The sequence below is a fragment of the Pseudomonas nunensis genome, from assembly GCF_024296925.1.
In the GTDB taxonomy this organism is placed as follows: domain Bacteria; phylum Pseudomonadota; class Gammaproteobacteria; order Pseudomonadales; family Pseudomonadaceae; genus Aquipseudomonas; species Aquipseudomonas nunensis.
Genome location: NZ_CP101125.1, coordinates 6,602,836 through 6,627,987 on the forward strand (window position 1 = coordinate 6,602,836; position 25,152 = coordinate 6,627,987).

At 56.4% G+C, this 25,152-nt stretch carries 23 protein-coding genes and 1 pseudogene; 19 read left to right on the top strand and 5 right to left on the bottom strand.

Translation table 11 applies throughout. From position 1 onward, the window contains the following. Positions 1 to 154 precede the first annotated feature (154 nt). Both NK667_RS29115 and NK667_RS29120 read left to right on the top strand, forming a co-directional pair. On the top strand, positions 155 to 1,084 hold the full coding sequence (locus NK667_RS29115) for an SdiA-regulated domain-containing protein (RefSeq protein ID WP_054616968.1): 930 nt from the start codon (positions 155 to 157) through the stop codon (positions 1,082 to 1,084). A 177-nt stretch (positions 1,085 to 1,261) separates the two neighbouring features. Next, positions 1,262 to 2,179 (top strand): SdiA-regulated domain-containing protein, encoded by a 918-nt coding sequence (locus tag NK667_RS29120; protein ID WP_054616967.1) that lies wholly within the window; start codon positions 1,262 to 1,264, stop codon positions 2,177 to 2,179. Between the two features lie 127 nt (positions 2,180 to 2,306). Here NK667_RS29120 and rpiA read toward each other — a convergent pair whose 3' ends face one another. Then, positions 2,307 to 2,981: a ribose-5-phosphate isomerase RpiA gene (gene rpiA / locus NK667_RS29130; RefSeq protein WP_054044518.1), complete on the bottom strand. Its 675-nt coding sequence runs from the start codon at positions 2,979 to 2,981 to the stop codon at positions 2,307 to 2,309. A gap of 302 nt (positions 2,982 to 3,283) precedes the next feature. Between rpiA and ilvA the strand changes: the two genes are divergently transcribed. Together ilvA and NK667_RS29140 are read left to right on the top strand one after the other, a co-directional pair. Next, on the top strand, positions 3,284 to 4,798 hold the full coding sequence (gene ilvA, locus NK667_RS29135; protein ID WP_054616966.1) for a threonine ammonia-lyase, biosynthetic: 1,515 nt from the start codon (positions 3,284 to 3,286) through the stop codon (positions 4,796 to 4,798). Between the two features lie 39 nt (positions 4,799 to 4,837). Continuing rightward, entirely contained in the window at positions 4,838 to 5,263 is a 426-nt protein-coding gene (locus tag NK667_RS29140; RefSeq protein ID WP_054616965.1) for a DUF2269 family protein, read from the top strand. Positions 5,264 to 5,385: 122 nt separating this feature from the next. Here NK667_RS29140 and NK667_RS29145 read toward each other — a convergent pair whose 3' ends face one another. Then, positions 5,386 to 6,042: a histidinol-phosphatase gene (locus tag NK667_RS29145; RefSeq protein WP_054044512.1), complete on the bottom strand. Its 657-nt coding sequence runs from the start codon at positions 6,040 to 6,042 to the stop codon at positions 5,386 to 5,388. A 143-nt stretch (positions 6,043 to 6,185) separates the two neighbouring features. Here NK667_RS29145 and NK667_RS29150 point away from each other — a divergent pair, with 143 nt between their 5' ends. Next, on the top strand, positions 6,186 to 6,665 hold the full coding sequence (locus NK667_RS29150; protein WP_007945562.1) for an RNA pyrophosphohydrolase: 480 nt from the start codon (positions 6,186 to 6,188) through the stop codon (positions 6,663 to 6,665). A gap of 22 nt (positions 6,666 to 6,687) precedes the next feature. Then, positions 6,688 to 8,967 (top strand): phosphoenolpyruvate--protein phosphotransferase, encoded by a 2,280-nt coding sequence (gene ptsP / locus NK667_RS29155; RefSeq protein WP_054616964.1) that lies wholly within the window; start codon positions 6,688 to 6,690, stop codon positions 8,965 to 8,967. Between the two features lie 160 nt (positions 8,968 to 9,127). On the opposite strand, the gene NK667_RS29160 is transcribed toward ptsP, so the two are convergent. Continuing rightward, a complete protein-coding gene (locus tag NK667_RS29160; protein WP_054616963.1) occupies positions 9,128 to 9,874 on the bottom strand; it encodes an NRDE family protein in 747 nt (248 codons plus the stop codon). A gap of 133 nt (positions 9,875 to 10,007) precedes the next feature. Between NK667_RS29160 and NK667_RS29165 the strand changes: the two genes are divergently transcribed. From NK667_RS29165 to NK667_RS29175, 3 genes are all read left to right on the top strand, one after another. Then, positions 10,008 to 10,790, top strand: a complete 783-nt coding sequence (locus tag NK667_RS29165) for a sulfite exporter TauE/SafE family protein (protein ID WP_054044506.1) — start codon at positions 10,008 to 10,010, stop codon at positions 10,788 to 10,790. Positions 10,791 to 10,872: 82 nt separating this feature from the next. After that, on the top strand, positions 10,873 to 11,685 hold the full coding sequence (gene lgt / locus NK667_RS29170; RefSeq protein ID WP_054044504.1) for a prolipoprotein diacylglyceryl transferase: 813 nt from the start codon (positions 10,873 to 10,875) through the stop codon (positions 11,683 to 11,685). Between the two features lie 50 nt (positions 11,686 to 11,735). Next, positions 11,736 to 12,707, top strand: coding sequence for a thymidylate synthase (locus NK667_RS29175; RefSeq protein ID WP_054616962.1), 972 nt, complete (start codon positions 11,736 to 11,738; stop codon positions 12,705 to 12,707). A 126-nt stretch (positions 12,708 to 12,833) separates the two neighbouring features. Here NK667_RS29175 and cadR read toward each other — a convergent pair whose 3' ends face one another. Then, complete coding sequence (cadR, locus tag NK667_RS29180; RefSeq protein WP_054044502.1) at positions 12,834 to 13,283, bottom strand: Cd(II)/Pb(II)-responsive transcriptional regulator; 450 nt, start codon at positions 13,281 to 13,283, stop codon at positions 12,834 to 12,836. An 85-nt stretch (positions 13,284 to 13,368) separates the two neighbouring features. On the opposite strand from cadR, the gene NK667_RS29185 reads away from it, so the two are divergent. From NK667_RS29185 to NK667_RS29230, 10 genes and pseudogenes are all read left to right on the top strand, one after another. Beyond that, a complete protein-coding gene (locus NK667_RS29185; RefSeq protein WP_054616961.1) occupies positions 13,369 to 15,648 on the top strand; it encodes a heavy metal translocating P-type ATPase in 2,280 nt (759 codons plus the stop codon). A 16-nt stretch (positions 15,649 to 15,664) separates the two neighbouring features. Then, entirely contained in the window at positions 15,665 to 16,528 is an 864-nt protein-coding gene (locus NK667_RS29190) for a LysR family transcriptional regulator (RefSeq protein ID WP_008026094.1), read from the top strand. 276 nt (positions 16,529 to 16,804) lie between these two features. Next, the gene (locus NK667_RS29195) at positions 16,805 to 17,881 is read left to right on the top strand and encodes a putative 2-aminoethylphosphonate ABC transporter ATP-binding protein (RefSeq protein WP_054616960.1); all 1,077 of its coding nucleotides are present in this window, start codon (positions 16,805 to 16,807) and stop codon (positions 17,879 to 17,881) included. Further along, positions 17,881 to 18,399 (top strand): annotated as a pseudogene (locus NK667_RS29200) (putative 2-aminoethylphosphonate ABC transporter permease subunit); the annotation flags it as partial. The gene NK667_RS29195 and the pseudogene NK667_RS29200, both read left to right, overlap by 1 nt. 46 nt (positions 18,400 to 18,445) lie before the next feature. After that, positions 18,446 to 20,116, top strand: a complete 1,671-nt coding sequence (locus tag NK667_RS29205; RefSeq protein ID WP_054616958.1) for a recombinase family protein — start codon at positions 18,446 to 18,448, stop codon at positions 20,114 to 20,116. A 730-nt stretch (positions 20,117 to 20,846) separates the two neighbouring features. Then, positions 20,847 to 21,257 carry a hypothetical protein gene (locus NK667_RS29210; protein WP_152981132.1) on the top strand — a complete coding sequence of 137 codons (411 nt, stop codon included), beginning with the start codon at positions 20,847 to 20,849 and terminating at the stop codon, positions 21,255 to 21,257. Between the two features lie 165 nt (positions 21,258 to 21,422). Beyond that, complete coding sequence (locus tag NK667_RS29215; RefSeq protein WP_054616957.1) at positions 21,423 to 21,626, top strand: hypothetical protein; 204 nt, start codon at positions 21,423 to 21,425, stop codon at positions 21,624 to 21,626. Then, a complete protein-coding gene (locus tag NK667_RS29220; protein WP_054616956.1) occupies positions 21,623 to 21,868 on the top strand; it encodes a hypothetical protein in 246 nt (81 codons plus the stop codon). The genes NK667_RS29215 and NK667_RS29220 overlap by 4 nt, the downstream gene beginning before the upstream one ends. After that, positions 21,868 to 22,356 (top strand): hypothetical protein, encoded by a 489-nt coding sequence (locus tag NK667_RS29225; protein ID WP_054616955.1) that lies wholly within the window; start codon positions 21,868 to 21,870, stop codon positions 22,354 to 22,356. Before NK667_RS29220 ends, NK667_RS29225 begins: the two co-directional genes overlap by 1 nt. A gap of 1,358 nt (positions 22,357 to 23,714) precedes the next feature. Next, on the top strand, positions 23,715 to 24,269 hold the full coding sequence (locus NK667_RS29230) for a tyrosine-type recombinase/integrase (RefSeq protein WP_054616954.1): 555 nt from the start codon (positions 23,715 to 23,717) through the stop codon (positions 24,267 to 24,269). Between the two features lie 338 nt (positions 24,270 to 24,607). Here NK667_RS29230 and NK667_RS29235 read toward each other — a convergent pair whose 3' ends face one another. Continuing rightward, positions 24,608 to 24,928 carry a hypothetical protein gene (locus NK667_RS29235; RefSeq protein WP_054616953.1) on the bottom strand — a complete coding sequence of 107 codons (321 nt, stop codon included), beginning with the start codon at positions 24,926 to 24,928 and terminating at the stop codon, positions 24,608 to 24,610. Positions 24,929 to 25,152: the final 224 nt, after the last annotated feature.

Here is a 25,152-nt window from a genome sequence, read left to right on the forward strand (position 1 = left end):
CTCCCACATTGGTTTTTGGGATGTCCTGAAAAGGGCTTTCCCGCCATTTCCCGTTTTTTTCACATTCTGTCTGGATAATTCCGCGGTTCCTGGCGTCTGAGCCGGCTCGTTTGTGCTATTACCCTTAGCCTGAATTTCTGGAACGCATCCCCTGATGGCCACGCAACCGCTCCCGACTCTGCAAACCCCTCGTCGTCCACGATTCCTGATGCGCTGGTATTACTGGCTGTTGCTGGTGATTGCGGCGGGTTATGGCCTGGCGTTTGCCATGCATTGGGATGACCGCGGCGTGCTTTGGTTGCGCGAGCGTCTGGAAACTCCTGCCGAGCGTCAGCAGAGTGTCTGGCTCCCGGATTACCGGGCGGTGATCGATGCCAAGCTGCTGCCGGGCATGGAAAAGGACGAGGCGTCGGACCTGTCCTACGACCCGCAGACCAAAACCCTGTTCTCGGTAATGGGCAAAAACCCGTTCCTGGTTGAACTGACCCTGCAGGGCGAAGTGTTGCGCAAAATGCCGCTGGTGGGCTGGACCAATCCGGAAGGCGTGACGACCATGGGCAATGGCTTGATCGCCATCACCGATGAGCGCGAGCACATGCTGTCGATCATCAAGGTCGATGCGTCCACTCGCGAACTACGCCGCGAAGACTTCCCGAAATACGACCTGGGTCCGTCGAAAGACCAGAACAAAGCGTTCGAAGCCATCGTCTGGGACCCGCGCAACCAGCAACTGTTGCTGGGTGAAGAGCGCCCGCCAGCGCTGTTCAGCTGGAAAAGCGATGGCAGTCAGACCCTCAAGGGTGACAAGCAGAAACTCGCCAGTAACGAACTGGACATCCGCAACCTGTCGGCCCTGGCCATCGACCCGCGCACCGGCCACACCCTGGTGTTGTCCGCCGACTCGCACCTGTTGCTGGAGCTGGACGAGAAGGGCGAGCAAGTCAGCTTCATGACCCTGCTGGGCGGTTTCAACGGCCTGAAGAAAACCATTCCCCGCGCTGAAGGCGTGACCATGGACGAAGCGGGCACGTTGTACATGGTCAGCGAGCCGAATCTGTTTTATCGCTTCGAAAAACAGAAATAACCGATCGCTACGTGAAACACACCTGTAGGAGCACTGCTTGCCGGCGAAGGCGTCCTTGAGGTCGCCATCGCGAGCAGGCTCGCTCCCACAGTTGTGGTCGAAGGCCACTGGCCATTAAGCTTGAATTCAGATGGCCGTGGTATTTCATCCGCCCGCCCTGTTTTCGAGCTTGCCTGAATGCGTCGACTTGCCCGTCCCAAACCCCTGATTTTGATCCTGTCGGTGATTGCGTTGATCGTGCTCGTCGCGCTCGGCCAGTACCTGCGCTTGTTCGAGCGCGCCTGGTTCAATCTGCACACGTTATGGCAGCCGGCAGGTGAGCATTCCATTGGCCTGGACCATTATCGGGTGGTGATCGAGGCGCAAGTGATCGACGGCCTGGACGATGACGTCTCGGCGCTGACCTACGATCCGGTGCGCAAAAGCCTGTTCACGGTGACCAACAAAAATGCCGAACTGATCGAGTTGTCCCTGGATGGCAAGATCTTGCGGCGGATCTCTCTGATCGGCTTCGGCGACCCGGAAGCGGTGGAGTTCATCAGCGCCGACACCTACGTGGTCACCGATGAAAGCCAGCAGCGCTTGATCAAGATTCATCTGGAGAAAGACACCACATTTCTCGACGCCGCCGACGCTGAGCAAATGACCCTCGGTGTGCACATGAGCGGCAACAAGGGTTTCGAAGGCCTGGCGTACGACTCGGTGGGCAAGCGCCTGTTCGTCGCCAAGGAGCGCGACCCGATGCTGATCTACGAAGTGCAGGGCTTCCCTCATTACAACCCGGAAAAATCCTACGCCGTACACGTCGTCAACAACCCCAAGCGCGATGCCGGGATGTTTGTGCGGGACCTGTCGAGCCTGCAATACGACGAGCGCAGCGGCCACTTGATGGCGCTGTCCGACGAGTCACGGCTGATCATGGAACTGGATGTGGATGGGCGACCGCTGAGCACGATGTCCCTGAACAAGGGGCGCCAGGGCCTGCAAAAGACTGTGCCGCAGGCGGAAGGGATTGCGATGGATGACGACGGTACGTTGTACCTGGTGAGCGAACCGAACCTGTTCTACACCTTCAAAAAACCAGCACAACCCTGACCAACACCCCAAAATAACTGTGGGAGCGGGCTTGCTCGCGAAGGCGGTGGATCAGTCAACATCATCGTTGAATGACACACCGCTTTCGCGAGCAAGCCCGCTCCCACAGGTTTATCTGCGTGGCGGGTTACTCGGCGCGCAGGGTTTTGACGCCTTCGCTGGTGCCCAACAACAGCAAATCCGCCGGACGCGCCGCGAACAAGCCGTTGGTGACCACGCCGACGATCGCATTGATCTGAGTCTCCAGCTCCACCGGGTTGGTGATCTGCATGTTGAACACGTCGAGGATGATGTTGCCGTTGTCGGTCAGTACGCCTTCACGGTAAACCGGGTCGCCGCCCAGTTTCACCAGCTCGCGGGCCACGTGGCTGCGGGCCATCGGGATCACTTCCACTGGCAACGGGAACGCGCCGAGCACCGGCACCAATTTGCTGCCATCGGCGATGCAGATGAAAGTCTTGGCCACGGCCGCGACGATCTTCTCGCGGGTCAGGGCTGCGCCGCCGCCCTTGATCAGGTTCAGGTGCGCGTCGCTTTCATCGGCGCCATCGACGTAAAACTCCAGGTCGCTGACGGTATTCAGCTCATACACCGGAATCCCGTGGCCCTTGAGGCGCGCGGCGGTGGCTTCGGAACTGGCGACGGCGCCATCGAACGCACCCTTGTGCTTGGCCAGTGCATCGATGAAGCAGTTGGCAGTGGAGCCGGTGCCGACACCGACGACGCTCTTGTCGTCGAGTTTCGGAAGGATGAAGTCGACGGCGGCCTGGGCCACTGCCTGTTTGAGTTGATCCTGGGTCATGCGGGCTCCGAAGCGGGCAAGGGGAGAACGGAAAGGCCGGCATTATAGGCTTCGGGGCGGGGAAGGGGGAAACACTCCTGTGGCGAGGGGGCTCGCCCCCGTTCGGCTGCGAAGCAGTCGCAAAACCTGCCTGCGCGGTATGTCTGAAAGAATGCAGGGGACCGCTTCGCGCTCCAGCGGGAGCAAGCTCCCTCGCCACAAGGGTTCAATGGTGTCTAAAACCACCTGTTTAGTGTGGTCGCCCGCCCGAAAGCCGGGTTAGACTCCTTGGCCCTGCCCAACCCGCTCAGTGATGCTTTCCGATGCTCGAACAGTACGTGAAAAAGATCCTCACCTCGCGCGTTTATGACGTTGCCGTAGAAACCCCATTGCAGACTGCTCGCCAGCTCTCCGAGCGGCTGGGCAACAATATTTGGCTCAAGCGCGAAGACTTGCAGCCGGTGTTCTCGTTCAAGATTCGCGGCGCTTACAACAAGCTGACCCAGCTGAGCGATGAAGAACGTGCGCGCGGCGTGGTCACCGCCTCGGCGGGCAACCATGCGCAAGGCCTGGCCCTGGCGGCCAAGGTGTTGGGCGTGAAAGCGACCATCGTCATGCCCAAGACCACCCCCGAAATCAAAGTCGAAGGCGTGCGCTCGCGTGGCGGCAAAGTGGTGCTGCACGGCGATTCGTTCCCGGAAGCCCTGGCTTACTCGCTGAAACTGGTCGACGAAAAAGGCTACGTCTACATCCACCCGTATGACGATCCCCACACCATTGCCGGGCAGGGCACGGTGGCCATGGAGATTCTGCGCCAACACCCTGGCCGTCTCGATGCGATTTTCGTCCCGGTGGGCGGCGGCGGTTTGATCGCCGGCATCGCGGCGTACGTGAAATACCTGCGCCCGGAAATCAAGATCATCGGCGTCGAGCCGGACGATTCAAACTGCCTGCAAGCCGCGATGGCCGCCGGCGAGCGCGTGATTCTGCCGACCGTGGGTATCTTCGCCGACGGCGTGGCAGTAGCGCAGATCGGCCAGCACACCTTCGATATCTGCAAAGACTACGTCGATGAAGTGATCACCGTCAGCACCGATGAAATCTGCGCGGCAATCAAGGATATCTACGACGATACCCGCTCGATCACCGAGCCTGCCGGCGCTCTGGGCGTGGCCGGGATCAAAAAGTACGTCGACCTGAATGGCGTCACCGGTCACACCTTCGTGGCCATCGACTCCGGCGCCAACGTCAACTTCGATCGCCTGCGCCATGTCGCCGAACGCGCCGAACTGGGTGAAGGTCGCGAAGCCATCATTGCCGTGACCATCCCGGAGAAACCGGGCAGCTTCAAAGCGTTCTGCGAAGCCATCGGCAAACGCCAGATCACCGAATTCAACTACCGCTACAACACCGGCAGCGAAGCGCACATCTTCGTTGGCGTGCAGACACACCCGGACAACGACCCGCGCAGTGCACTGATCGCCAGTCTCAGCGAGCAAGGTTTCCCGGTGCTCGACTTGACCGACAACGAATTGGCCAAGCTGCACATCCGCCATATGGTCGGTGGTCGCGCGGCGCACGTGGTCGACGAAGTGATTTTGCGCTTCGAATTTCCGGAGCGTCCGGGCGCGCTGTTCAACTTCCTTAATAAGCTGGGCGGGCGCTGGAACATCTCGATGTTCCACTACCGTAACCACGGCGCTGCGGACGGGCGTGTGGTGGCCGGCCTGCAAGTGCCTCACGATGAACGTCATCTGGTGCCCGCAGCACTGGAAGAAATCGGCTACCCGTACTGGGATGAAAGCGACAACCCGGCCTACAAACTGTTTCTCGGCTGAGCGGCTACGCTGATGGGCACGTCATAAGGAAATCGAACCATGGAAACGTTAACCGCCCTGAAAGTGGCGCATGTGGTGGCAACGGTGTTGCTGCTGGCCAGCGCCCTGGGTCTGGCGATATGGGTCGGACTTGCGCGGCGCAAGGGTGATGCGACGGCGGGAAGCCGTACGTTGCAACGGCCGTGTGTGTTTGTCTGGTTGCTGATGGGCCTGGCGTTGCTGAGCATGCCGTTCACCGGCTGGTGGATGGTGCATCTGGTGGGCTGGCCGCTGGGGCAGACGTGGATTCTGGCGTCGAGCGTGCTGTACACCGTGGCGGCGCTGGCGTGGTTCTGGTTGCTGGTGCGTCTTAACAAGCTGCGCACGGCGCCGGGTGGCGTAGGGAAATTTACCTTTGCGTTGGCGTTGTTCAGTTTTGTCTGCTTGATCGCGATTGCAGGGTTGATGGGCGCCAAGCCGGTTTGACACGAATCAATATGTAGCAGCTGCCGAGGTACGAGGCTGCGTTGCGTGTCCGCAGGACCGCCCTCGGGGGCCGCTGCGCAGCCCGACGCAGCCTCGTGCCTCGGCAGCTGCTACAAAGGGTTTCAGTCGCGCAGAGTCATCACCGGCCAGCCACGCTTCTCGGCTTCGGCGCGTAAATTTGGATCTGGGTCCACAGCCACCGGATTCGCCACCTGCTCCAGCAACGGCAAATCATTCATCGAATCGCTATAGAAATAACTGTCTTCGAGCGAATACCCGGTCTCTTCCAGCCAACGATTCAGCCGCGTGACCTTGCCTTCCTTGAAGCACGGAACGTCGGTGCTGCGCCCGCTGTAGCGGCCGTCGACCATTTCGCATTCGGTGGCAATCAGGGTTTCAACCCCCAGGCGCCGGGCAATCGGTCCGGTGACGAAGCGGTTGGTGGCGGTGATGATCACCAGTTTGTCGCCGGCTTCGCGGTGCTTGGCCAGCAGTTCGAGGGCCTTGGGCAGTACGATCGGCTCGATGCAGTCGCGCATGTAGTCCAGATGCCATTGATCCAGCGTGGCCATCTCGGTGCGGCCGAGAATTTCCAGGCAGAAGTTCAGGTATTCGGCGTTATCCAGCTTGCCCGCCAGGTAGTCCTGATAGAACTCATCGTTGCGTGCCTTGTAGGTCACGGCGTCGAGAAAGCCGCGTTCGCACAGGTAATCGCCCCAAGCGTGGTCACTGTCGCCGCCCAAAAGCGTGTTGTCCAAGTCGAATAAAGCCAGCCGCATTGCAGTTACTCGCTGAAAAGTCTGTAGAAAGGTCCCCAGAATACGTACTTTTCACAAGAGTGCACATAAGGTGGGCCGGCTCGTTGCTGCCTTCACAACCTTTGTGGAACAATGCGGCGACATGCGTTTGCGAGGTTGTTGCCGTGATCGACCCCGATGGTTTCCGCCCCAATGTCGGGATCATTCTCACGAATGATGCCGGCCAGGTGCTATGGGCTCGCCGTATCAATCAAGATGCCTGGCAGTTTCCACAGGGAGGGATCAACCCCCAGGAGACGCCGGAAGACGCCTTGTACCGCGAGTTGAACGAAGAAGTCGGCCTGGAGCGCGAAGATGTTGAAATTCTCGCCTGCACCCGGGGCTGGTTGCGCTATCGTTTGCCGCAACGTCTGGTCCGTACCCACAGCCAACCGCTGTGTATCGGCCAGAAACAGAAATGGTTTCTCCTGCGCCTGATCTCCAACGAGCAGCGGGTGCGGATGGATTTGACCGGTAAACCGGAATTCGATGGCTGGCGCTGGGTCAGTTATTGGTATCCGTTGGGCCAGGTGGTGACATTCAAGCGCGAGGTGTATCGACGCGCTCTCAAAGAGCTTGCCCCGCGCCTTTTAACGCGCGACTGACGACGGAGTTCGACCCCGAGCCATGCTCAATACGCTGCGCAAGATCGTCCAGGAAGTTAACTCCGCCAAGGATCTCAAGGCGGCGTTGGGGATTATTGTGTTGCGCGTCAAAGAGGCCATGGGCAGCCAGGTCTGCTCGGTCTACCTGCTTGACCCGGAAACCAACCGCTTCGTGCTGATGGCCACCGAGGGCTTGAACAAGCGCTCGATCGGCAAAGTCAGCATGGCACCCAACGAAGGTCTGGTTGGCCTGGTCGGCACGCGTGAAGAACCCCTGAACCTCGAAAACGCCGCGGATCACCCGCGCTATCGTTACTTCGCCGAGACCGGTGAAGAACGCTACGCCTCATTCCTCGGGGCGCCGATCATTCACCACCGTCGCGTCGTCGGCGTGTTGGTCATTCAGCAAAAAGAACGCCGCCAGTTCGATGAAGGTGAAGAAGCCTTCCTCGTGACCATGAGCGCGCAACTGGCCGGCGTTATCGCCCACGCCGAGGCCACCGGTTCGATCCGTGGCCTGGGCCGTCAGGGCAAAGGCATCCAGGAAGCCAAGTTCGTCGGCGTACCGGGTTCGCCGGGTGCGGCAGTCGGTACGGCCGTGGTCATGTTGCCGCCCGCCGACCTGGACGTGGTGCCGGACAAGACCATCACCGACATCGACGCTGAACTGGCGTTGTTCAAGACCGCCATCGAAGGCGTGCGCGCCGACATGCGCGCGCTGTCGGCCAAACTGGCGACCCAGCTGCGCCCGGAAGAGCGCGCGCTGTTCGACGTCTACCTGATGATGCTCGACGATGCAGCGCTGGGCAGCGAAGTCACCACCGTGATCAAGACCGGCCAGTGGGCCCAGGGCGCGTTGCGCCAAGTGGTGACCGATCACGTCAATCGCTTCGAGTTGATGGACGATGCTTACCTGCGTGAGCGCGCCTCGGACGTCAAGGACCTTGGCCGCCGTTTGCTCGCCTACCTGCAGGAAGAGCGCCAGCAGAACCTGGTCTACCCGGAAAAAACCATTCTGGTCAGCGAAGAACTGACGCCGGCGATGCTCGGCGAGGTGCCGGAAGGCACGCTGGTCGGTCTGGTTTCGGTCCTCGGTTCAGGCAACTCCCACGTCGCGATTCTCGCTCGGGCGATGGGCATCCCGACGGTGATGGGCCTGGTTGATCTGCCGTATGCCAAGGTCGACGGCATCGAATTGATCGTCGATGGTAATCGCGGCGAGGTCTACACCAACCCCAGCGACGTGCTGCGCAAGCAGTTCGCCGAAGTGGTGGAAGAAGAGAAACAACTGGCGCTCGGTCTCGACTCCCTGCGCGACTTGCCGTGCGTGACCCTCGATGGTCACCGCATGCCGCTGTGGGTCAACACCGGCTTGCTGGCGGACGTGGCGCGGGCGCAGAAGCGTGGCGCCGAGGGCGTTGGTCTGTACCGCACCGAAGTGCCGTTCATGATCAACCAGCGCTTCCCGAGTGAAAAAGAGCAGTTGGCGATCTATCGCGAGCAGCTCGCTGCGTTCCATCCGCAACCGGTGACCATGCGCAGCCTGGACATCGGCGGTGACAAATCGCTGTCGTACTTCCCGATCAAGGAAGACAACCCGTTTCTCGGCTGGCGCGGTATTCGCGTCACCCTCGACCACCCGGAAATCTTCCTGGTCCAGACTCGCGCGATGCTCAAGGCCAGCGAAGGCTTGAACAACCTGCGGATCCTGCTGCCGATGATCTCCGGCACTCACGAACTCGAAGAGGCCCTGCACCTGATTCACCGGGCCTGGGGCGAAGTCCGCGACGAAGGCACCGACGTGCCGATGCCGCCGATTGGCGTGATGATCGAGATTCCGGCGGCTGTTTATCAGACCAAGGAACTGGCGCGGCAAGTGGACTTCCTGTCGGTCGGCTCCAACGACCTGACCCAGTATCTGTTGGCCGTGGACCGCAACAACCCGCGAGTGGCCGATCTCTACGACTACCTGCACCCGGCGGTGCTGCAAGCCTTGCAGAACGTGGTGCGTGATGCGCATGCCGAAGGCAAGCCAGTGAGTATCTGCGGCGAAATGGCCGGCGACCCGGCAGCGGCAGTGCTGTTGATGGCGATGGGCTTCGACAGCCTGTCGATGAACGCCACCAACTTGCCGAAGGTGAAGTGGATGTTGCGTCAGGTCAACTTGAGCATGGCCAAGGAATTGCTGGCGGAGCTGATGACCATCGACAACCCGCAAGTTATCCACAGTTCGCTGCAATTGGCGCTGAAGAACCTTGGGTTGGCGCGGATGGTTAATCCGGCTTCGGCCAAGACACTCTAAACGCTGCTGGCCCTGTGGCGAGGGAGCTTGCTCCCGCTGGAGTGCGAAGCGCTCCCAATCCGGCCAATGCGTTCTTTCAGAAAGTTCGCATTGACCGGTTTACGACTGCTCCGCAGCCGGACGGGAGCAAGCTCCCTCGCCACAATTTACATCCTGGCCTTTAAATCCTGATCTCCACTTCCCCTAGATGCCCGCCATACGGCCCGAAACTCCTTTCGACCATATGCCGCGTCCCGTCCGCCCGGACAATCAATGCGGTACTCGCCCGCGTCCCATAAGTCGGGCTGGCAATAAACACACTCGACAACAACGTCTCGGTAGCCAATCCAACCCCGGTATCCGGCAGCTCCGTCAGCGGCGCCGTCTGTGAATCACGCAAAATCGCCAGCAACGCCTCGGGCTGCGGGTCGTCCAGCAGTTCACTCAACGCAGCCTTGGCTTTGAGTACTTTCGGCCACGGCGTATCCAGCCCAGCGTTCGACAACCCATAGACCCCAGGCGCCAGCATCACCGCTTCGCTGTCCCGGGCGTTGAAGTGCCACAGCTCATTGGAATTACCGACCAGCAGGTTAAACCCGGCATATTCCCGTGAACGGCTGACAACGTCGGCTAAATAGTCATCAATTGACCTCTCGCCGCTCAAAAAGCCTGCCACCAGTTCACCGCGTGATCGAGGCGACGGTGGCTGATGTGGATCGCGGATATTGGTCAGGGCAGCGAAGCGCCCGTTTGCGCCGACGCCGAGCCAGGTGCCGCCCGCTTCCAGGTCCCGACCGGCATGCACATGGGGCGCATGCGGCCACTGCGCCAGGGGCTGGGTAGGCCGAGCATAGAATTCGTCGCGGTTGGCCGCCACGATCAGCGGCTGGGCATGCCCCGGTCGCCAAGCGAAAATAATCAGGCACATAAGGTGGTCCTTGTGTGTTTTTTGCTCACTCTACGCAGACATTGCCCGCGCATCCATCGCCATCCAGTAGAGCTGGAGGCCATGCATCCGTTACCATGCCGCTCCTATTTTCGCGACGTGTGGAACAACGGCCATGGAATTTCTGCTCTATCTGGCGCTGGGCGCCTGTGCAGGTGTGCTGGCCGGGCTGTTCGGGGTCGGTGGCGGGATTATCATCGTCCCGGTGCTGGTGTTCAGTTTCAAGCTGCAGGGCTTCGATCCGTCGATCCTCACGCACCTGGCCGTCGGTACGTCCCTGGCAACAATCATTTTTACCTCGGTGAATGCGATCCGCGAGCATCACCGCCGTGGCGCCGTGCGTTGGCCGATTTTTGCCTGGATGACCCTCGGTATTCTGATCGGTGCCGGTTTCGGCGCGCTGACCGCCGAGGCGATCTCCGGCCCGCATTTGCAGAAGATCATCGGCGTATTCGCGCTGATCGTCGCGGTTCAGCTCGCATTGGACTTCAAACCCAAGGCCAGCCGAACGGTGCCGGGCAAAGTCGGTCTGACCGTGGCCGGCAGTGTGATTGGCTGGGCTTCGGCGATTTTCGGGATCGGCGGTGGTTCGTTGACCGTGCCGTTCCTGACCTGGCGCAGTGTGCCGATGCAGCAAGCGGTGGCGACTTCATCGGCCTGCGGCTTGCCGATTGCCGTGTCCAGTGCATTATTTTTCATGATTCTGGGCTGGCACGATCCGTTGTTGCCGGCCCATAGTCTCGGTTTTGTTTATTTGCCGGCGTTGCTGGGGATTGCCCTGACCAGCATGTTCTTCGCTCGCTTCGGTGCGCGACTGGCGCACAACTTGTCGCCGCGCTTGCTCAAAAGACTGTTCGCCGCTTTGCTGTTCTGCGTGGGGCTGAATTTCCTGCTCTGACGCAACCGCAATCCTGGCTTAATCCTGAGGTGGCAGCGTCCCCCGGGAATTTTGAAGGTTTCAACTCTAACGAGGAGTCGCAATGCTGCCTTACCCGCAGATCGACCCGGTGGCCCTGGCCATCGGTCCGCTGAAAATCCACTGGTACGGTCTGATGTACCTGATCGGCATCGGCGGCGCCTGGCTGCTGGCGTCCCGTCGGCTGAACCGCTTCGACCCGACCTGGACCAAGGAGAAACTCTCCGACATGGTCTTCTGGATGTCGATGGGGGTCATTGTCGGCGGCCGCCTGGGCTACGTGTTGTTCTACGATCTGAGTGCGTACCTGGCCAACCCGACGCTGATTTTCGAAGTGTGGAAGGGCGGCATGTCGTTCCACGGCGGGTTTATCGGTGTGATGCTGGCGGCGTTGTGGTTCGGTAAAAAGAACAACAAGTCGTTTTTCCAGTTGATGGACTTCGTCGCACCGATGGTGCCGATCGGCTTGGGTGCCGGGCGTATCGGTAACTTCATCAACGCCGAATTGTGGGGCAAGCCGACCGACGTGCCGTGGGCGATGATCTTCCCGCCGTTCAGCGATCCGTCGCAGTTGCCGCGTCACCCGTCGCAGCTGTATCAGTTTGCGCTTGAGGGCGTCGCGCTGTTCCTGATCTTGTGGCTGTTCTCGCGCAAGCCGCGGCCAACCATGGCAGTGTCCGGCATGTTCACGCTGTTCTACGGCATCTTCCGTTTCATCGTCGAATTCGTCCGCGTACCGGACGCGCAACTGGGCTATCTGGCCTGGGGCTGGCTGACCATGGGTCAGGTGCTGTGCGTACCGATGGTGCTCGCCGGTCTGTTCCTGATCTGGCTGGCGTATCATCGCGCTCCGGCGGCGCCAGCGGCGGCGGTATAAATTCGAATCCCGGGGGCGACGGCTCCCGGGTTCAAGGACACAGGTAACTCATGAAGCAATATCTCGATCTGGTGGCCCACGTCATCAAGAACGGCACCAAGCAAGCCAACCGCACTGGCGTCAACACCATCAGCTTCCCTGGCGCGATGCTGCGTTACGACCTGAAGGAAGGTTTCCCGGCGATCACTACGCGCAAGATGGCCTTCAAATCCGCCATCGGCGAGATGTGCGGTTTCCTGCGGGGCGTGAACAACGCCGCCGAATTCCGTGCCCTGGGCTGCAAGGTCTGGGACCAGAACGCCAACGAAAACGCGCAGTGGCTGGCCAACCCGTTCCGTCAGGGCGAAGACGACCTCGGCGAAATCTACGGCGTGCAATGGCGCAAATGGCCGGCGTACAAGCAGATCCCGGTCAGCAACAAAGCCGCCATCGAGCAGACTTTGAGCCAAGGCTATCGCCAGATCGCTGAAGGCGAAGAAGACGGCCAGGCCTACGTGGTGCTGTACAAGGCGATCGACCAGATCCGCCAGTGCGTCGACACCATCATCAAGGACCCGGGCAGCCGCCGCATCCTGTTCCACGGCTGGAACGTCGCGCAACTCGATGAAATGGCCCTGCCGCCGTGCCATCTGCTGTACCAGTTCCACCCGAATGTCGAGACGAAGGAAATCTCCCTGACCCTCTACATCCGCTCCAACGATTTGGGCCTGGGCACGCCGTTCAACCTCACCGAAGGCGCGGCGCTGCTGAGCCTGATCGGGCGCCTGACCGGCTACACGCCGCGCTGGTTCACCTATTTCATCGGCGATGCGCACGTTTACGAAAACCATTTGGACATGCTGAATGAACAGCTCACCCGCGAGCCGTTCCCGATGCCGAAACTGGTGATCAGTGAGCGTGTGCCGGAGTTTGCCAAGACCGGTGTTTATCAGCCGGAATGGCTGGAGTTGATCGAACCGAGCGATTTTTCGCTTGAGGGTTATCAGCACCATGCGCCGATGACCGCGCCGATGGCGGTTTAAGCCTCAACACAGAACAAAATGTGGGAGCGGGCTTGCTCGCGAAAGCGGTGTGTCAGTCGATAGAAATGTTGCCTGACACACCGTATTCGCGAGCAAGCCCGCTCCCACATTGGTTATTGGGTGGTTTTAATGGCCGTGGCTGCGGCCTACATGGGAATGCTCCACCTCCGTCGCCACAACCCCGCCACTCACTTCCAACCGCTGCAAAATCCCGCATTGATCGATATCCGGCCCTTCGCCGCAGCGTTGGCGCAGGTCGAGCAGTTGTGTCTGCAAGGCCAGCAAACCATCGATCCGTGCCTTGACGTGGTGGATGTGTTCGTCGATCAGCGCGTTGACGCTTTGGCACTGGTCCTGCGGGCTGTCGCGCAGGGTCAGCAAACTGCGGATTTCCTCGAGGGTCATGTCGAGGGTGCGGCAGTTGCGGATAAACGTCAGGCGCTCGGCATGGGCCTGGGTGTAGACGCGGTAGTTGCCATCGCTGCGGGCCGGCTCTGGCAGCAGGCTTTCGCGCTCGTAATAGCGGATGGTTTCCACGGCGCAGTCGGTCAGTTTGGCCAGTTCTCCGATCTTCATCGCGACAATCTCCAAAAGGTTGCTTGACCCTATAGTGGCTACAGGGTCTTTACTTGGCAACAGGCACCTTTATGGACGCAACCCGATGAGCGATTCCCTTCACACCCACAAACCCGAAGACGGGCACGATCACGATCATGCTGATCACAGCCACAAGCTGCAGCCTGTGCAGAAGAAGCATGACCACGGCGGTCATGGGGATTCCTGCTGTGCTTCGAAAGTGGCGGCGCCGTCGCTGATCAAGTTGAGCGACAAGCCGACCGACGGTGCGCAGCTGAGCAGTTTCCGCATCGACGCGATGGACTGCCCGACCGAGCAGACGCTGATCCAGAACAAACTGGGCAAGCTGACGGGTGTGCAGCAGCTGGAATTCAACCTGATCAACCGCGTGTTGGGCGTGACCCACGACCTGCCGAGCACGGCGCCGATCATCGAGGCGATCAAGTCGCTGGGCATGGTGGCCGAGCCTTTGGAGCAGGGCGTTGAAGCCCCTGCACCCGTCGCCGAGAAAAAACACTGGTGGCCCTTGGCGCTGTCCGGCGTGGGGGCGCTCGCCGCCGAAGTGATCCATTTCACCAACGCCGCGCCGACCTGGGTGGTGGCAATCATCGCGCTGATTTCGATCCTCAGCGGTGGCCTGACTACCTACAAGAAAGGCTGGATCGCCCTCAAGAACCTCAACCTGAACATCAACGCGCTGATGAGCATCGCGGTGACGGGCGCGATCCTGATCGGGCAGTGGCCGGAAGCGGCGATGGTGATGTTCCTGTTCACCGTGGCCGAGTTGATCGAAGCCAAGTCCCTCGACCGCGCGCGCAACGCCATCGGCGGGCTGATGCAGATGACCCCGGAACAGGCCACGGTGCAGCAGGCTGACGGCAGTTGGGTCGAACAGGAGGTCAGAAGCATCGAATTGGGCGCCCGAGTGCGTGTGCGGCCGGGCGAACGGATCGGCCTCGACGGTGAAGTCGTGTCCGGTACATCCACCATCGATCAGGCGCCGATCACCGGCGAAAGCCTGCCGATCGAGAAGACCGTGGGCGATAAAGTCTTCGCCGGCACCATCAACCAGGCGGGCTCGCTGGAATACAGCGTGACTGCTGCGGCCAATAACTCGACTTTGGCGCGGATTATCCATGCAGTGGAACAGGCCCAAGGGGCGCGGGCACCGACCCAGCGCTTCGTGGACCAGTTCTCGAAAATCTATACCCCGGCGGTATTCGTGCTGGCCTTGGCGATCGCCGTGATTCCACCGCTGTTCATGGGCGCCGTATGGTTCGACTGGATCTACCGGGCGCTGGTATTGCTGGTGGTCGCCTGCCCATGTGCCTTGGTGATTTCCACCCCGGTGACCATCGTCAGCGGCCTCGCGGCGGCGGCGCGCAAAGGGATTCTGGTCAAGGGCGGCGTTTATCTGGAGGGCGGTTACAAGCTCGATTACCTGGCCCTCGACAAGACCGGCACCATCACCCACGGCAAACCGGTACAAACCGATTATCTGTCCCTTGACCCGACCGCCGATGCCACAGCGCCCGCGATTGCAGCGGCACTGGCCGGCCGCTCCGATCACCCGGTGTCGCTGGCCATCGCCAACGCGGCTGTGGATAAACACTTTGCGCCGCTGGTTGTGGATAACTTCGAAGCCCTGGCCGGTCGCGGTGTGCGCGGCGAGATCAACGGCCAGGTCTACCACTTGGGCAACCATCGCCTGGTTGAAGAGCTGAACCTGTGCTCGCCCGAGTTGGAAGAGAAGCTGTTCGCGCTGGAGAAACAGGGCAAATCCGTAGTGCTGCTGCTCGACAAGTCCGGTCCGCTGGCATTATTCGCCGTGGCCGACACGGTCAAAGAATCCAGCCGCGAAGCGATCCAGCAGCTGCATGACCTGGGCATCAAAACCCTGATGCTCACCGGCGACAACGTCCACACCGCCCAGGCAATTGCCGCACAAGTCGGCATCGACGAGGCCAAGGGCGACCTGTTGCCGACCGACAAACTGCAAGCCATCGAAGCGCTTTATGCACAGGGCCACAACGTCGGCATGGTCGGCGACGGCATCAACGACGCCCCGGCACTGGCGCGGGCGGAGATCGGTTTTGCCATGGCGGCTGCCGGCACCGATACCGCCATCGAGACCGCCGATGTCGCCCTGATGGACGACGATCTGCGCAAGATTCCGACCTTCATTCGCTTGTCGCGCCAGACGTCGAGCATCCTCAAGCAGAACATCGCCCTCGCTTTGGTCATCAAGGTGATCTTTCTTGGGGTAACCTTCGCCGGGATCGCCACCATGTGGATGGCGGTGTTCGCCGACATGGGCGTGAGCCTGTTGGTGGTGTTCAACGGTTTGCGCCTGTTGCGCAAATAAGCGATGAGGAACGGGTGTGCTGAGTGCCGAGCTGAAGGCGTTTTACATGGTGGCCCGCCTGGGCAGCATTACCCTGGCGGCGAAGAAACTCGGCCTGAGCCAGCCCACCGTGACGACGCAGATTCGCAACCTGGAAAGCCAGTACTCGGTTGAACTGTTCTACCGTGGCGGCCGCCGTCTCAGCGTCAGCGACGAAGGTGCGCGGTTGTTGCCGATGGTCAAGACGCTGTTGCAGCAGGAAGCCGACATCGAGTTTTTCCTGCGCAACAGCGGCCAGGTCCAAGGCACGTTGCGCATCGCCGCTACGGCGCCGTATTACATCCTCGACCTGGTGAAGACCTTCCGCGAGCGTCTGCCGCAGGTGGAAGTGTCGGTGGAAATCGGCAACTCCCAGCAAGTGCTCGAAGCGTTGGAGGATTACCGGGTCGATGTCGCCGCGTCCTCGCAATTGCTCGACGATGCGCGGCTGATCCGCCGGGTGCTCGGCAGCGATCCGCTGGTGCTGGCGGTGCATCGCAATCATCCGTTGGCGGTGCACGACCATGTGCCGCTGAGCGCGTTGGCCGGGCATACGTTGTTGATGCGCGAATCGGGCTCGACCACGCGGCGGCTGACTGAGGAATTGCTGGCCAGTGCGGGCGTGAGTTTCGGGCCGTTGCTGGAGATTGGCAGCCGTGAGTCGATTCGCGAAGCGGTGCTGCGCAATATCGGGATCAGCATCATTGCCCGGCAGGAAGTGCCCCATGATCCGCAGTTGCGGGTGCTGACCATCGAGAATGCGCCGCAGATTCCGGAATACCTGTATTGCCTGAAGGAACGCAAAGGCGCGCGGTTGCCGGCTGCGTTTCTGGGGTTGGCGCAGGAAATGGCCCCGGCCTAGATTCCTGTGGCGAGGGGGCTTGCCCCCGTTCGGCTGCGCAGCAGTCGTAAATCCATTGAATGCGGTATGCCTGAAAAAACACCCTCGCAGGTTTGGGGGTCGCTTCGCGACCCAGCAGGGGCAAGCCCCCTCGCCACATTTTTATCCTGAATAAGACTGTGGATTTCCCCCAACCAAAATCCCCAAATACCACTATCAACCGTTTTTGCCTCACTGCCACATGACCGACGCATTACAAACCTAGGATGGCCCTCATCTGCTTGATGAGGTCTGTCCATGAACCACTCGATCGCAACTGCCCTGACCAACCCCGGCGCGCCCATGAAGGTGCGTGGCGTGCAGAAACGCTTCGGCGCTTTCACCGCGCTGGATAACGTCTCCCTCGACGTCGCGGCCGGTGAGCTGGTGTGTCTGCTCGGCCCGTCGGGCTGTGGCAAAACCACCTTGCTGCGCTGCATCGCCGGTCTGGAGAAACAGGACAGCGGCGAGTTGTACCTCGGCGAGCGCGACGTTTCCCACTTGGCGCCGCAAGCCCGGGACTACGGAATCCTGTTCCAGTCCTACGCGCTGTTCCCCAATCTGACCGTCGAAGCGAACATTGCCTACGGCCTCGCCGGCAGCGGACGCGACGAAGTGCGCAAGCGAGTCGGTGAGATGCTGGAACTGGTCGGCCTGATCGGCAGTGAGAAAAAGTACCCCGGCCAACTGTCCGGTGGTCAGCAGCAACGTGTCGCCCTGGCCCGCGCTCTGGCCCCGGCGCCATCGTTGTTGTTGCTGGATGAACCGATGTCGGCCCTCGACGCCCGGGTTCGCGAGCACTTGTGCACCGAGCTGCGCCAATTGCAGCGCAACCTCGGCATCACCACGTTGATGGTCACGCACAATCAGGACGAAGCGATGCTGATGGCTGACCGCATCGCCGTGATGAACAACGGCAAGGTCGAGCAATACGCCACGCCGCAGGAAATCTACGATCGCCCGGCCACGCCGTTTGTGGCGGAGTTTGTCGGCCAGGGCAACTGGTTGCCGTTCCGTCGCAGCAGCGACAGCCACGCCCAGGTCGGCGGGATGAACATGCGCCTGGCCGACGGCAGTGCGAAAACCGCGTCCGGCCGTTTGTTCTGCCGCCCAGAGGCGATCAACGTCAACCCGCCGGTGCATGAAGAAAACCTGTTTCCGGCCAAGGTTCGCGAGATCACCTTCCTCGGCAACCGCTGCCGCATGAGCTTCGAACTCGATCAACTGCCGGGCCATGCCTTGCTCGCGGAGCTGGCGCCTGAAGCCATGCCACGCCTCGGCGCGCAGCAGATCATGGTCGCCTTGCCGCCACGCAGCCTGCAGGTGTTCGCCTGATGAGCGCGAACCTCGCGCTGCCGATACCGCACAAGCAGGTTCGGCAGACTTCCCGTGCCGAGATCGGCGACCGGGTGTTCGTGGTCGGCGGCAAAGTGCTGTTGCTGGTGTTGCTCGGCATCGCAGTGTTGATGCCGTTACTGGCGATCTTCTGGCGCGGGTTCAGCTCCGAAGCCGGGCAGGGCGGTGGTCTGATCGCCGCCCGTGAATTGGTGACCAGCGAGAATTTCCACTGGTTGCTTGGCAACAGCCTGAAAGTTTCCCTCAGTGTTGCGGCCATTGTCGTACCGCTGGCCTACCTGTTTGCCTACGCCCTGCAACGCACGTTGATTCCCGGCAAAGGGATCTGGCGCGGCATGTCACTGTTGCCACTGATGGCGCCGTCGATGCTGCCGGGCATCGCGCTGGTTTACCTGTTCGGCAACCAAGGCATGTTGCGTGGGTTGCTCTCGGACAATATCTACGGCTTCTGGGGCATTGTGCTCGGTGAGGTGATCTACACCTTCCCCCAGCAACTCTGAATGATACACTTCCAGCTTTCCACCGAAACGCTGGTGACACCTCATGCCCAAGGCAATCAGTTACATTCGCTTCTCCACAGGTAAGCAGGCGCGTGGCTCAAGTCATGAACGCCAGAAACAAGCGGTAGACCGGTGGGTGATTGCCAACCCTGATTACATACCATCTGACCTGTCGTTTGCTGACATTGGTAAGTCTGGTTACCACGGTGACCACATCAAGCTTGGCGGCGGTTGGGCAAAACTTCTGATAGCTGTAGAAGCTGGTCACATCCAATCTGGTGACGTTGTTTTGGTCGAAGCAATGGACCGTACAGGCAGATTACCACCGCTTGATATGATTGATATCATCAAACCAGTGTTAAAAGCTGGTGTTGCAATCATTACTTTGGATGATGGTAATAGGTTTGATGAAGAAAGTTTGAATGGTCCTCAAATTTACTTGCTGGTTGCCAAGATTCAGGCCGCACATGGTTACTCCAAGACACTGAGCGAACGAGTGACAGCTAGTTATGAAAGTCGCAGAACAAAAGCAAGAAACGGTGAAGGTGTAAAGCGGTTAGCTGTTGCATGGTTAACGACAGATGGTGAACTGAAACAACATCTTGTACACCACATCAAAGAAGTTTTTGACCTGTACATTAGTGGTGTCGGTAAACATACCATTGCTAATCGGCTGCGCGCATCTGGTGTGGCTGAGTTTGCCACTTGCTCTGGCCCAACTGTTGATATGTGGCTCAAGAGTAAATCAGCGATTGGTTATTGGAATGACATTCCTAATGTTTACACGCCAGTTGTAACACCCGAAGTATTCATGCTTGCACAACAGCGGCAAAAGGAAATGAAAACCACTCGTCAAAGTTATACATCCAAAAACTTCTTAGTCGGAATGATTAAGTGTGGAACGTGCGGTGCCAACTACATACTACACAGGAAAGATAGCAGGCCACATAATATGCGGTGTATTACCCATCATCGTCTAAAAGATGCTGGATGTGTAAACAAGGAAACAATCCCTTACCAAGTCATTCACTTTATGTATCTGTCAACTGCACCAGCATGGATTGATAGAGCGTTAAAGGTTATACAACTAACCGACAATGCAAAGCGTAAGCTTACCCTTACCACTGAGCGTGACGAAGTGACAGCTTCAATCAAAAGACTGGCAAAGTTGTTAGCAAAAGCAAAGTCGGATTCACCAGAGTTAGAAGCTGAGTATGATTTACTGAATGAACGCCGTACATCAATCGACAGTGAGTTAGAAATACTGGCACGTAAAGCAGACGATGGTGTGGATTCTAAATCTACATCTACCTTTATTGGTTATGAAGCAACAGTAGAGCATGATCGTCTTGCTTTCAATGACCCAGTACAACTTACCGCATTGCTCAAACAAGCAGGGTATTCGATAACTGTGCAACCGGGACGTAAGTTGTATTTAGCTAATTCAGATACACCATGGGTTTACACTGGTGTTGTCCGCAAAGGTAATATGACACTTGGTTATCGGATTCAAGATGATGAGTGGGAACACACCATTTCCAATGTCATACCTGAAGCGGTTGATGTACAGGCATACGAAAACAAACCAGATGGCGAGTTAGCGCATACGATGGAACGATCATACAAACATGTTAAATCGCCTCGACCACTTAATCAGGCAGGCAAGAGAAATACCAAGGGTATGACAATTGAGAAAGTTGATGTAACTGTCTAATTTAGTTTGGACGCATATTGACAAATACGATTAATTAGTGTTATTATTCTCTTATGTGGAGTTGATAACAACACTGCGACTATTTCAGTGTAGCCCTCCCACTGAAGTGCTCTCACAAACCTTTTGCCTTCCTTCTCAAGGTTTGTAGTTTGTTGTTGTCCTCCCGCTAATTCATCTAAAGCCATTTCCTTAACCGGTGTGGCTTTTTTCTTTTCCTGTCATAAACACTTACAGACACTTTCTAATTATCAGAGGTAAATCCTATGACGTACTGCCGTGCGTGCAATTCCCCATTGTTAAACCGACGTGCACATGCAACAACCTGTAATTCAGCTTGCCGCAATAAAGCGTGGAGAAAATCACGCATTACTATGTTGCCAGTACAACTGATGCTCAGCATTGCCAATCACTCATTCTTTACTAAAGCTGCTAATGCAGTTGGCGTACCAATTGACCAGTATCTGTATGATCGCATCATTCAAACTACGGAGTTCGCACAATGAAAATCTTTCTCAACGAGAAAGCTGTATTCCAACTGCAAGAACTCATGCATAGGGTTGGACATAAAAACCTGCAACATACCCTACAGGTTCTGATTAGTACCTGTTCAAACAATGTTCGTCGGAATGACGCAGCAAAGAAAGCTGCAACCATCTAATACCTATCAACCCTAAAATACTTTAAATCTACAAAGTAGAGGATAGAGCATATAGTATAAAAGGAATAGCAAATGAATACATACATCGTACTGCATCGTGGTTCAAACTTGGTTATCAATGTCACGAATCAAACTGAGAAACCATCTGACACCGTAACGCACAGATTCATTCCCGCCAGTGACAAGTCACTTAAACACCTGCTCTTAATGTCACGCCGTCAAAACTCCACCCTCGTTGATATCGGTGACTTGATGTTACGATCTGGCTACATTGCAGACCAAGTGAGTAATGGCAAAGTCGGCAAATCCAAACCGGTAACCACTCGCCACGTCAATGAGCGTGAATCAACTATGCCAACTGATCGGGAATCAACCATCCGGCATTGGGTAGAAAATAATCCAGACGCCAATCATCACGACCTGTCGGAAGTATTCTTTACCGGTACGCTGGTAGCAAAGGCGTATCTAAGCAGATACCGATAGAACCTCCTGTAGTGCGATTGTACGCGAGGTAATGTGTACCCTGGCTACCCTATGTCATGACGTTTTAACACGTCTGTAAGCCACGTTATACAAGGGCTGAGTTTGCCAGATCAGTCATATGTCAGGTGTCGTCCAACACAAACAAACAAAAAGGAATATATAGCAATGAACACAGTTAATGAAATTACAACACCGATGTTAGAACGTCACCTTGCCGTTGCTCAGATAAAGCACTACTTCCATATGCAACAATCCGCGATTGCCGTTAGCGACCATCGTGAATGTCGTCGTGTCACTACACAGCTTGACCGATTGGTTAACGAATATGGCGTTAGTGCTTTGATCGAAGCTCAGGATGACTTGCCATGAGTAATAGTTTAGATCGTTTCATTCTCGGGTTAACGCGGGCAAATGAACGACGTGCAAAGGCACAGCAACAAGCCAAGCAAATCGTAGAGAAACCTCATGGAGATAGTGATGCAATCATCACCAAGACAACCAACGTCACCAGTATAAACACTGACATACTCAGTACTGATGAAGAGCGTTACCGCACATCCCTTATCACCAACATGATTCAACTCATTCAAAGCAAAAGGAAACCAGTATAATGACCAGCAAAACAAACGACCGCATAACAATCCAAGGTACAGCCCCAAAGTTTGATGCCACAGTATTGCAGCAACTGACAGAAGCTCGACATAGTGCTTATGACCAAACTGATGAATGTACTGCGCTTGTACGTGGTGAAATTCCAATCCAGTTTCTGAGCAATCTCATCGATCATCACACCAAAGGTTATACATTAAGAACGAACTACCCAGTATCTATTGGTTTTGGTAGCTATAGTTGCCGTATGGAAAAACCTGAGTCAATCCAGACTGCTGACAAAATCGCGCTTGCCGCTCAAGTTAAACTTGAATATATCGCATGGCTAGAAAGCGAACATGAAAGGTACAAACAACTTCTTACTGCTCAATTGCTGCAAGCATCAGAGTTGAAGGAAGCTGAGAAAATTGAGAAAGCCAAAGCGAAGTTGCTTGCTGACATCCAGAAAGAAGTGGATGCAACATTCTCACACCTTGTGATTCCCGAGTAACCGCGTGATCCACTGGCCGACTGCGATACAGACACAAGCAAACCATCTGTAACGCCCCACAAAGCGCTGTGAGACATTTCCTCATGCAACCCTACCCATCATCGCCCCGACAGCCTTGTTAAGGCTGTGCGGGGCTTTTGTTTGCGTGTAGGAAAGGTGGAAATGTTATCGTATGGTGAATCTTTCACCACATATCCCAATTCGATAACATGTCGCTTTTACGACATCATATGGCGTGTATGCCTCTATACAAAAACCGTGCCAGCGCGTACAATGGAGCTTAGGCGAACGAGTGATAACGAGTGAGCATAAGATCAAAAGCTTTATATTAAAGATCAAGAGCTTTATATTAGAAGATGTATATTATCTCGTATACGAGATAGTAGTTATATAAGAGTAGTAAGAGAAAGAGAGATGTAAGACATCTCAAAAAAACAAAGATATTATCTTTAAAGAATAATATTACAAGGTAACTACCTTGTATAAACTATTAAGGATAACTCTTCTGAGTAAACTCAGGGTAAGATCAAAAGCGAGATGGCTTCGCTACTCATCTCTCTCTGAAAAGCATTCGCTGACGCTCACTGGCGGACATGTCTTTCTATTGATAGTAGTTAAACTCTAGATACCATCACTGATTGTCAATCAGAACATATCAGCATCTTCTGTGTCTCACACAGAAATCATTTTAAGAACATTCAGGCAAGGAGGAACGAAGTGGAACCAAACACCAGACATTCACCTCCCACCGTTCACGGTGAATACAATATTCTCATCAATCATACTCTTGAAGGTTTACCATCGTCATTTGATGATAGCTGTAACACTCCATAGTCACGCCTGAGAGCCTTTACGCTCAATTCAATACCAGCACCAAGCCTGCTGGCCTCTGACTGCTCACGCAGCGTCAGGGGCTTTTTTGTGGACGATGATATTTCACTGACCAATCAGTTATCAGGAACGTATCAGGATTACCACTACAGCATCTAACTTGAATTTGCGCACCCATCTCCGCTACAGGTGGCATTTCATAAGGGCTTGATCCAAATTGGGTTAAGCACGTTTAACAATCCCTCCCGATTTCCTCACAGGTTGAATGCAATTCCACTGAATTCTGGAATAAAACCGGCGATAACCCAGCGACAGGCGTTCGCCAGAACAAACCATCGAGAATATTTCCAGATCATGGCAAGCCATCCAGTCACCACCAGATTGAACGATGGTAGCCATAAGACATCACGTCTAATTGACACAATACTATTGTGTAAATAAGCAAACCCTTGGAAACCCTTGCTATAGCGTAGCGACCCATGTTCTAATTGACACATTCAGGCGATTTAACACGGAGTGTCAACTAGATGAACATTGTAGAAGCAGTGAAGACAACCGGTGAAGCAGAGACAATCTCCCGCAAGCTTTCACTCAATGCCAAAGGTAATCCTCTGTACGCAGACATCTGGCGTTTCGGTGTGAACACTGCACTCCGTATCAGTGACTTACTAAGCCTGACCTTTGACGATGTGAAAGGTGACATCCTGACCATCAAAGAGAGCAAGACCGGTAAGACTCGGTACATTGATTTGAATACTTCAGCCAAGGCGATCATTGAACGTCGTAGGAAGGCACAGCCGGATCACACCTTCTTGTTTCAGGTGGATAGCAACCGGGCAAAGGGAAAGGCTGTCAGCCGTGCTGCTGTAGGCGCTGCATTCAAGGCCGTGGGTGATGAGATGAGTCTTCAACTGGGTACGCACTCAATGCGTAAAACCCGTGGTTGGTTGATGTACAACGGTGGTGTTTCAATTGAGATGATCTGCAAGACACTGAACCATTCCAGTCCAGCGGTAACAATGGCGTACATCGGTATCACCCGCGCAGAAGTTGCCGCCATGTACCATGAATTTGTATTCTGACTTTTCCGTAACGCTCACAGACCAACGATAACGCCAAGGCTGTGCGTGCCACTCATATCAAGTTAAAACAGCCCCAGCACCATCCTGCGCAGTGTCAGACACCATCAGGCAATCAGCCGAACATCACCCCTACGGATTTCCCTTTTTTGTAGGTCGGGTGCCTTGCATATATCGAATACCCATCAAACGCTGAAGACCCATATCCAAACACACCCGACGGATTTCAGAACCACGCGCATGCAAAGTTTTACCAGATTGCCGATTCTGAATTTCAGGGAATTGTGGTGGTGCGGCAGACGTGGTCAACGCCCGCCGAAACGAACCATTCGCAACAACCATTACCAATCCTTCACCAATGATATCGGTTTTCCAGCGGCATAGGTCTCAAGAGTGAAGGAATCGAATGGCCCATCGACATGAATACATACCCCAGAGGTCTTATCAACATTAGATGTCCCGCCGATAACAGCCTGGCCATTCCGCAACACAGATTTTCCCTGCTCCTTGAAGGACTCGGCAATTTTCGTGGCTACCAAACCCTGCACATAGCCAGACTCGAACTGCATACCTTTCAGAACCACCACCTCTCCTATTATCAGCTCGTCATCGTAGTAGTATCGGTAGGTCAGACTTACGTGCTTTTCAGTTGGGTCTACCACTTGATGTCTCCTTGGCTTGTGCTGCTGATGGAATGCCGCCCAAAAGATAGCACAGTGCCACACAATAGATGATTTACAAAACCATGAAGGACAGTCCGCGTGTACGTGAAATCTGCTGATCACTGATCCACACCGTTTCTCACAATCCAAACAGGAGCGCGTGTGCGTCGGCGTCGGCGACACCATCTGATGGAAATAGTGGCGGTGTAACAAATTCAATGAGT

Excerpts from the sequence above, each read along its gene's own strand:
- NK667_RS29115 (WP_054616968.1), top strand. The coding sequence starts at position 155 with ATGGCCACGCAACCGCTCCCGACTCTGCAAACCCCTCGTCGTCCACGA.
- NK667_RS29120 (WP_054616967.1), top strand. The coding sequence starts at position 1,262 with ATGCGTCGACTTGCCCGTCCCAAACCCCTGATTTTGATCCTGTCGGTG.
- rpiA (WP_054044518.1), bottom strand. The coding sequence starts at position 2,981 with ATGACCCAGGATCAACTCAAACAGGCAGTGGCCCAGGCCGCCGTCGAC.
- ilvA (WP_054616966.1), top strand. The coding sequence starts at position 3,284 with ATGCTCGAACAGTACGTGAAAAAGATCCTCACCTCGCGCGTTTATGAC.
- NK667_RS29140 (WP_054616965.1), top strand. The coding sequence starts at position 4,838 with ATGGAAACGTTAACCGCCCTGAAAGTGGCGCATGTGGTGGCAACGGTG.
- NK667_RS29145 (WP_054044512.1), bottom strand. The coding sequence starts at position 6,042 with ATGCGGCTGGCTTTATTCGACTTGGACAACACGCTTTTGGGCGGCGAC.
- ptsP (WP_054616964.1), top strand. The coding sequence starts at position 6,688 with ATGCTCAATACGCTGCGCAAGATCGTCCAGGAAGTTAACTCCGCCAAG.
- NK667_RS29160 (WP_054616963.1), bottom strand. The coding sequence starts at position 9,874 with ATGTGCCTGATTATTTTCGCTTGGCGACCGGGGCATGCCCAGCCGCTG.
- NK667_RS29165 (WP_054044506.1), top strand. The coding sequence starts at position 10,008 with ATGGAATTTCTGCTCTATCTGGCGCTGGGCGCCTGTGCAGGTGTGCTG.
- lgt (WP_054044504.1), top strand. The coding sequence starts at position 10,873 with ATGCTGCCTTACCCGCAGATCGACCCGGTGGCCCTGGCCATCGGTCCG.
- NK667_RS29175 (WP_054616962.1), top strand. The coding sequence starts at position 11,736 with ATGAAGCAATATCTCGATCTGGTGGCCCACGTCATCAAGAACGGCACC.
- cadR (WP_054044502.1), bottom strand. The coding sequence starts at position 13,283 with ATGAAGATCGGAGAACTGGCCAAACTGACCGACTGCGCCGTGGAAACC.
- NK667_RS29185 (WP_054616961.1), top strand. The coding sequence starts at position 13,369 with ATGAGCGATTCCCTTCACACCCACAAACCCGAAGACGGGCACGATCAC.
- NK667_RS29195 (WP_054616960.1), top strand. The coding sequence starts at position 16,805 with ATGAACCACTCGATCGCAACTGCCCTGACCAACCCCGGCGCGCCCATG.
- NK667_RS29205 (WP_054616958.1), top strand. The coding sequence starts at position 18,446 with ATGCCCAAGGCAATCAGTTACATTCGCTTCTCCACAGGTAAGCAGGCG.
- NK667_RS29210 (WP_152981132.1), top strand. The coding sequence starts at position 20,847 with ATGAATACATACATCGTACTGCATCGTGGTTCAAACTTGGTTATCAAT.
- NK667_RS29215 (WP_054616957.1), top strand. The coding sequence starts at position 21,423 with ATGAACACAGTTAATGAAATTACAACACCGATGTTAGAACGTCACCTT.
- NK667_RS29220 (WP_054616956.1), top strand. The coding sequence starts at position 21,623 with ATGAGTAATAGTTTAGATCGTTTCATTCTCGGGTTAACGCGGGCAAAT.
- NK667_RS29225 (WP_054616955.1), top strand. The coding sequence starts at position 21,868 with ATGACCAGCAAAACAAACGACCGCATAACAATCCAAGGTACAGCCCCA.
- NK667_RS29230 (WP_054616954.1), top strand. The coding sequence starts at position 23,715 with ATGAACATTGTAGAAGCAGTGAAGACAACCGGTGAAGCAGAGACAATC.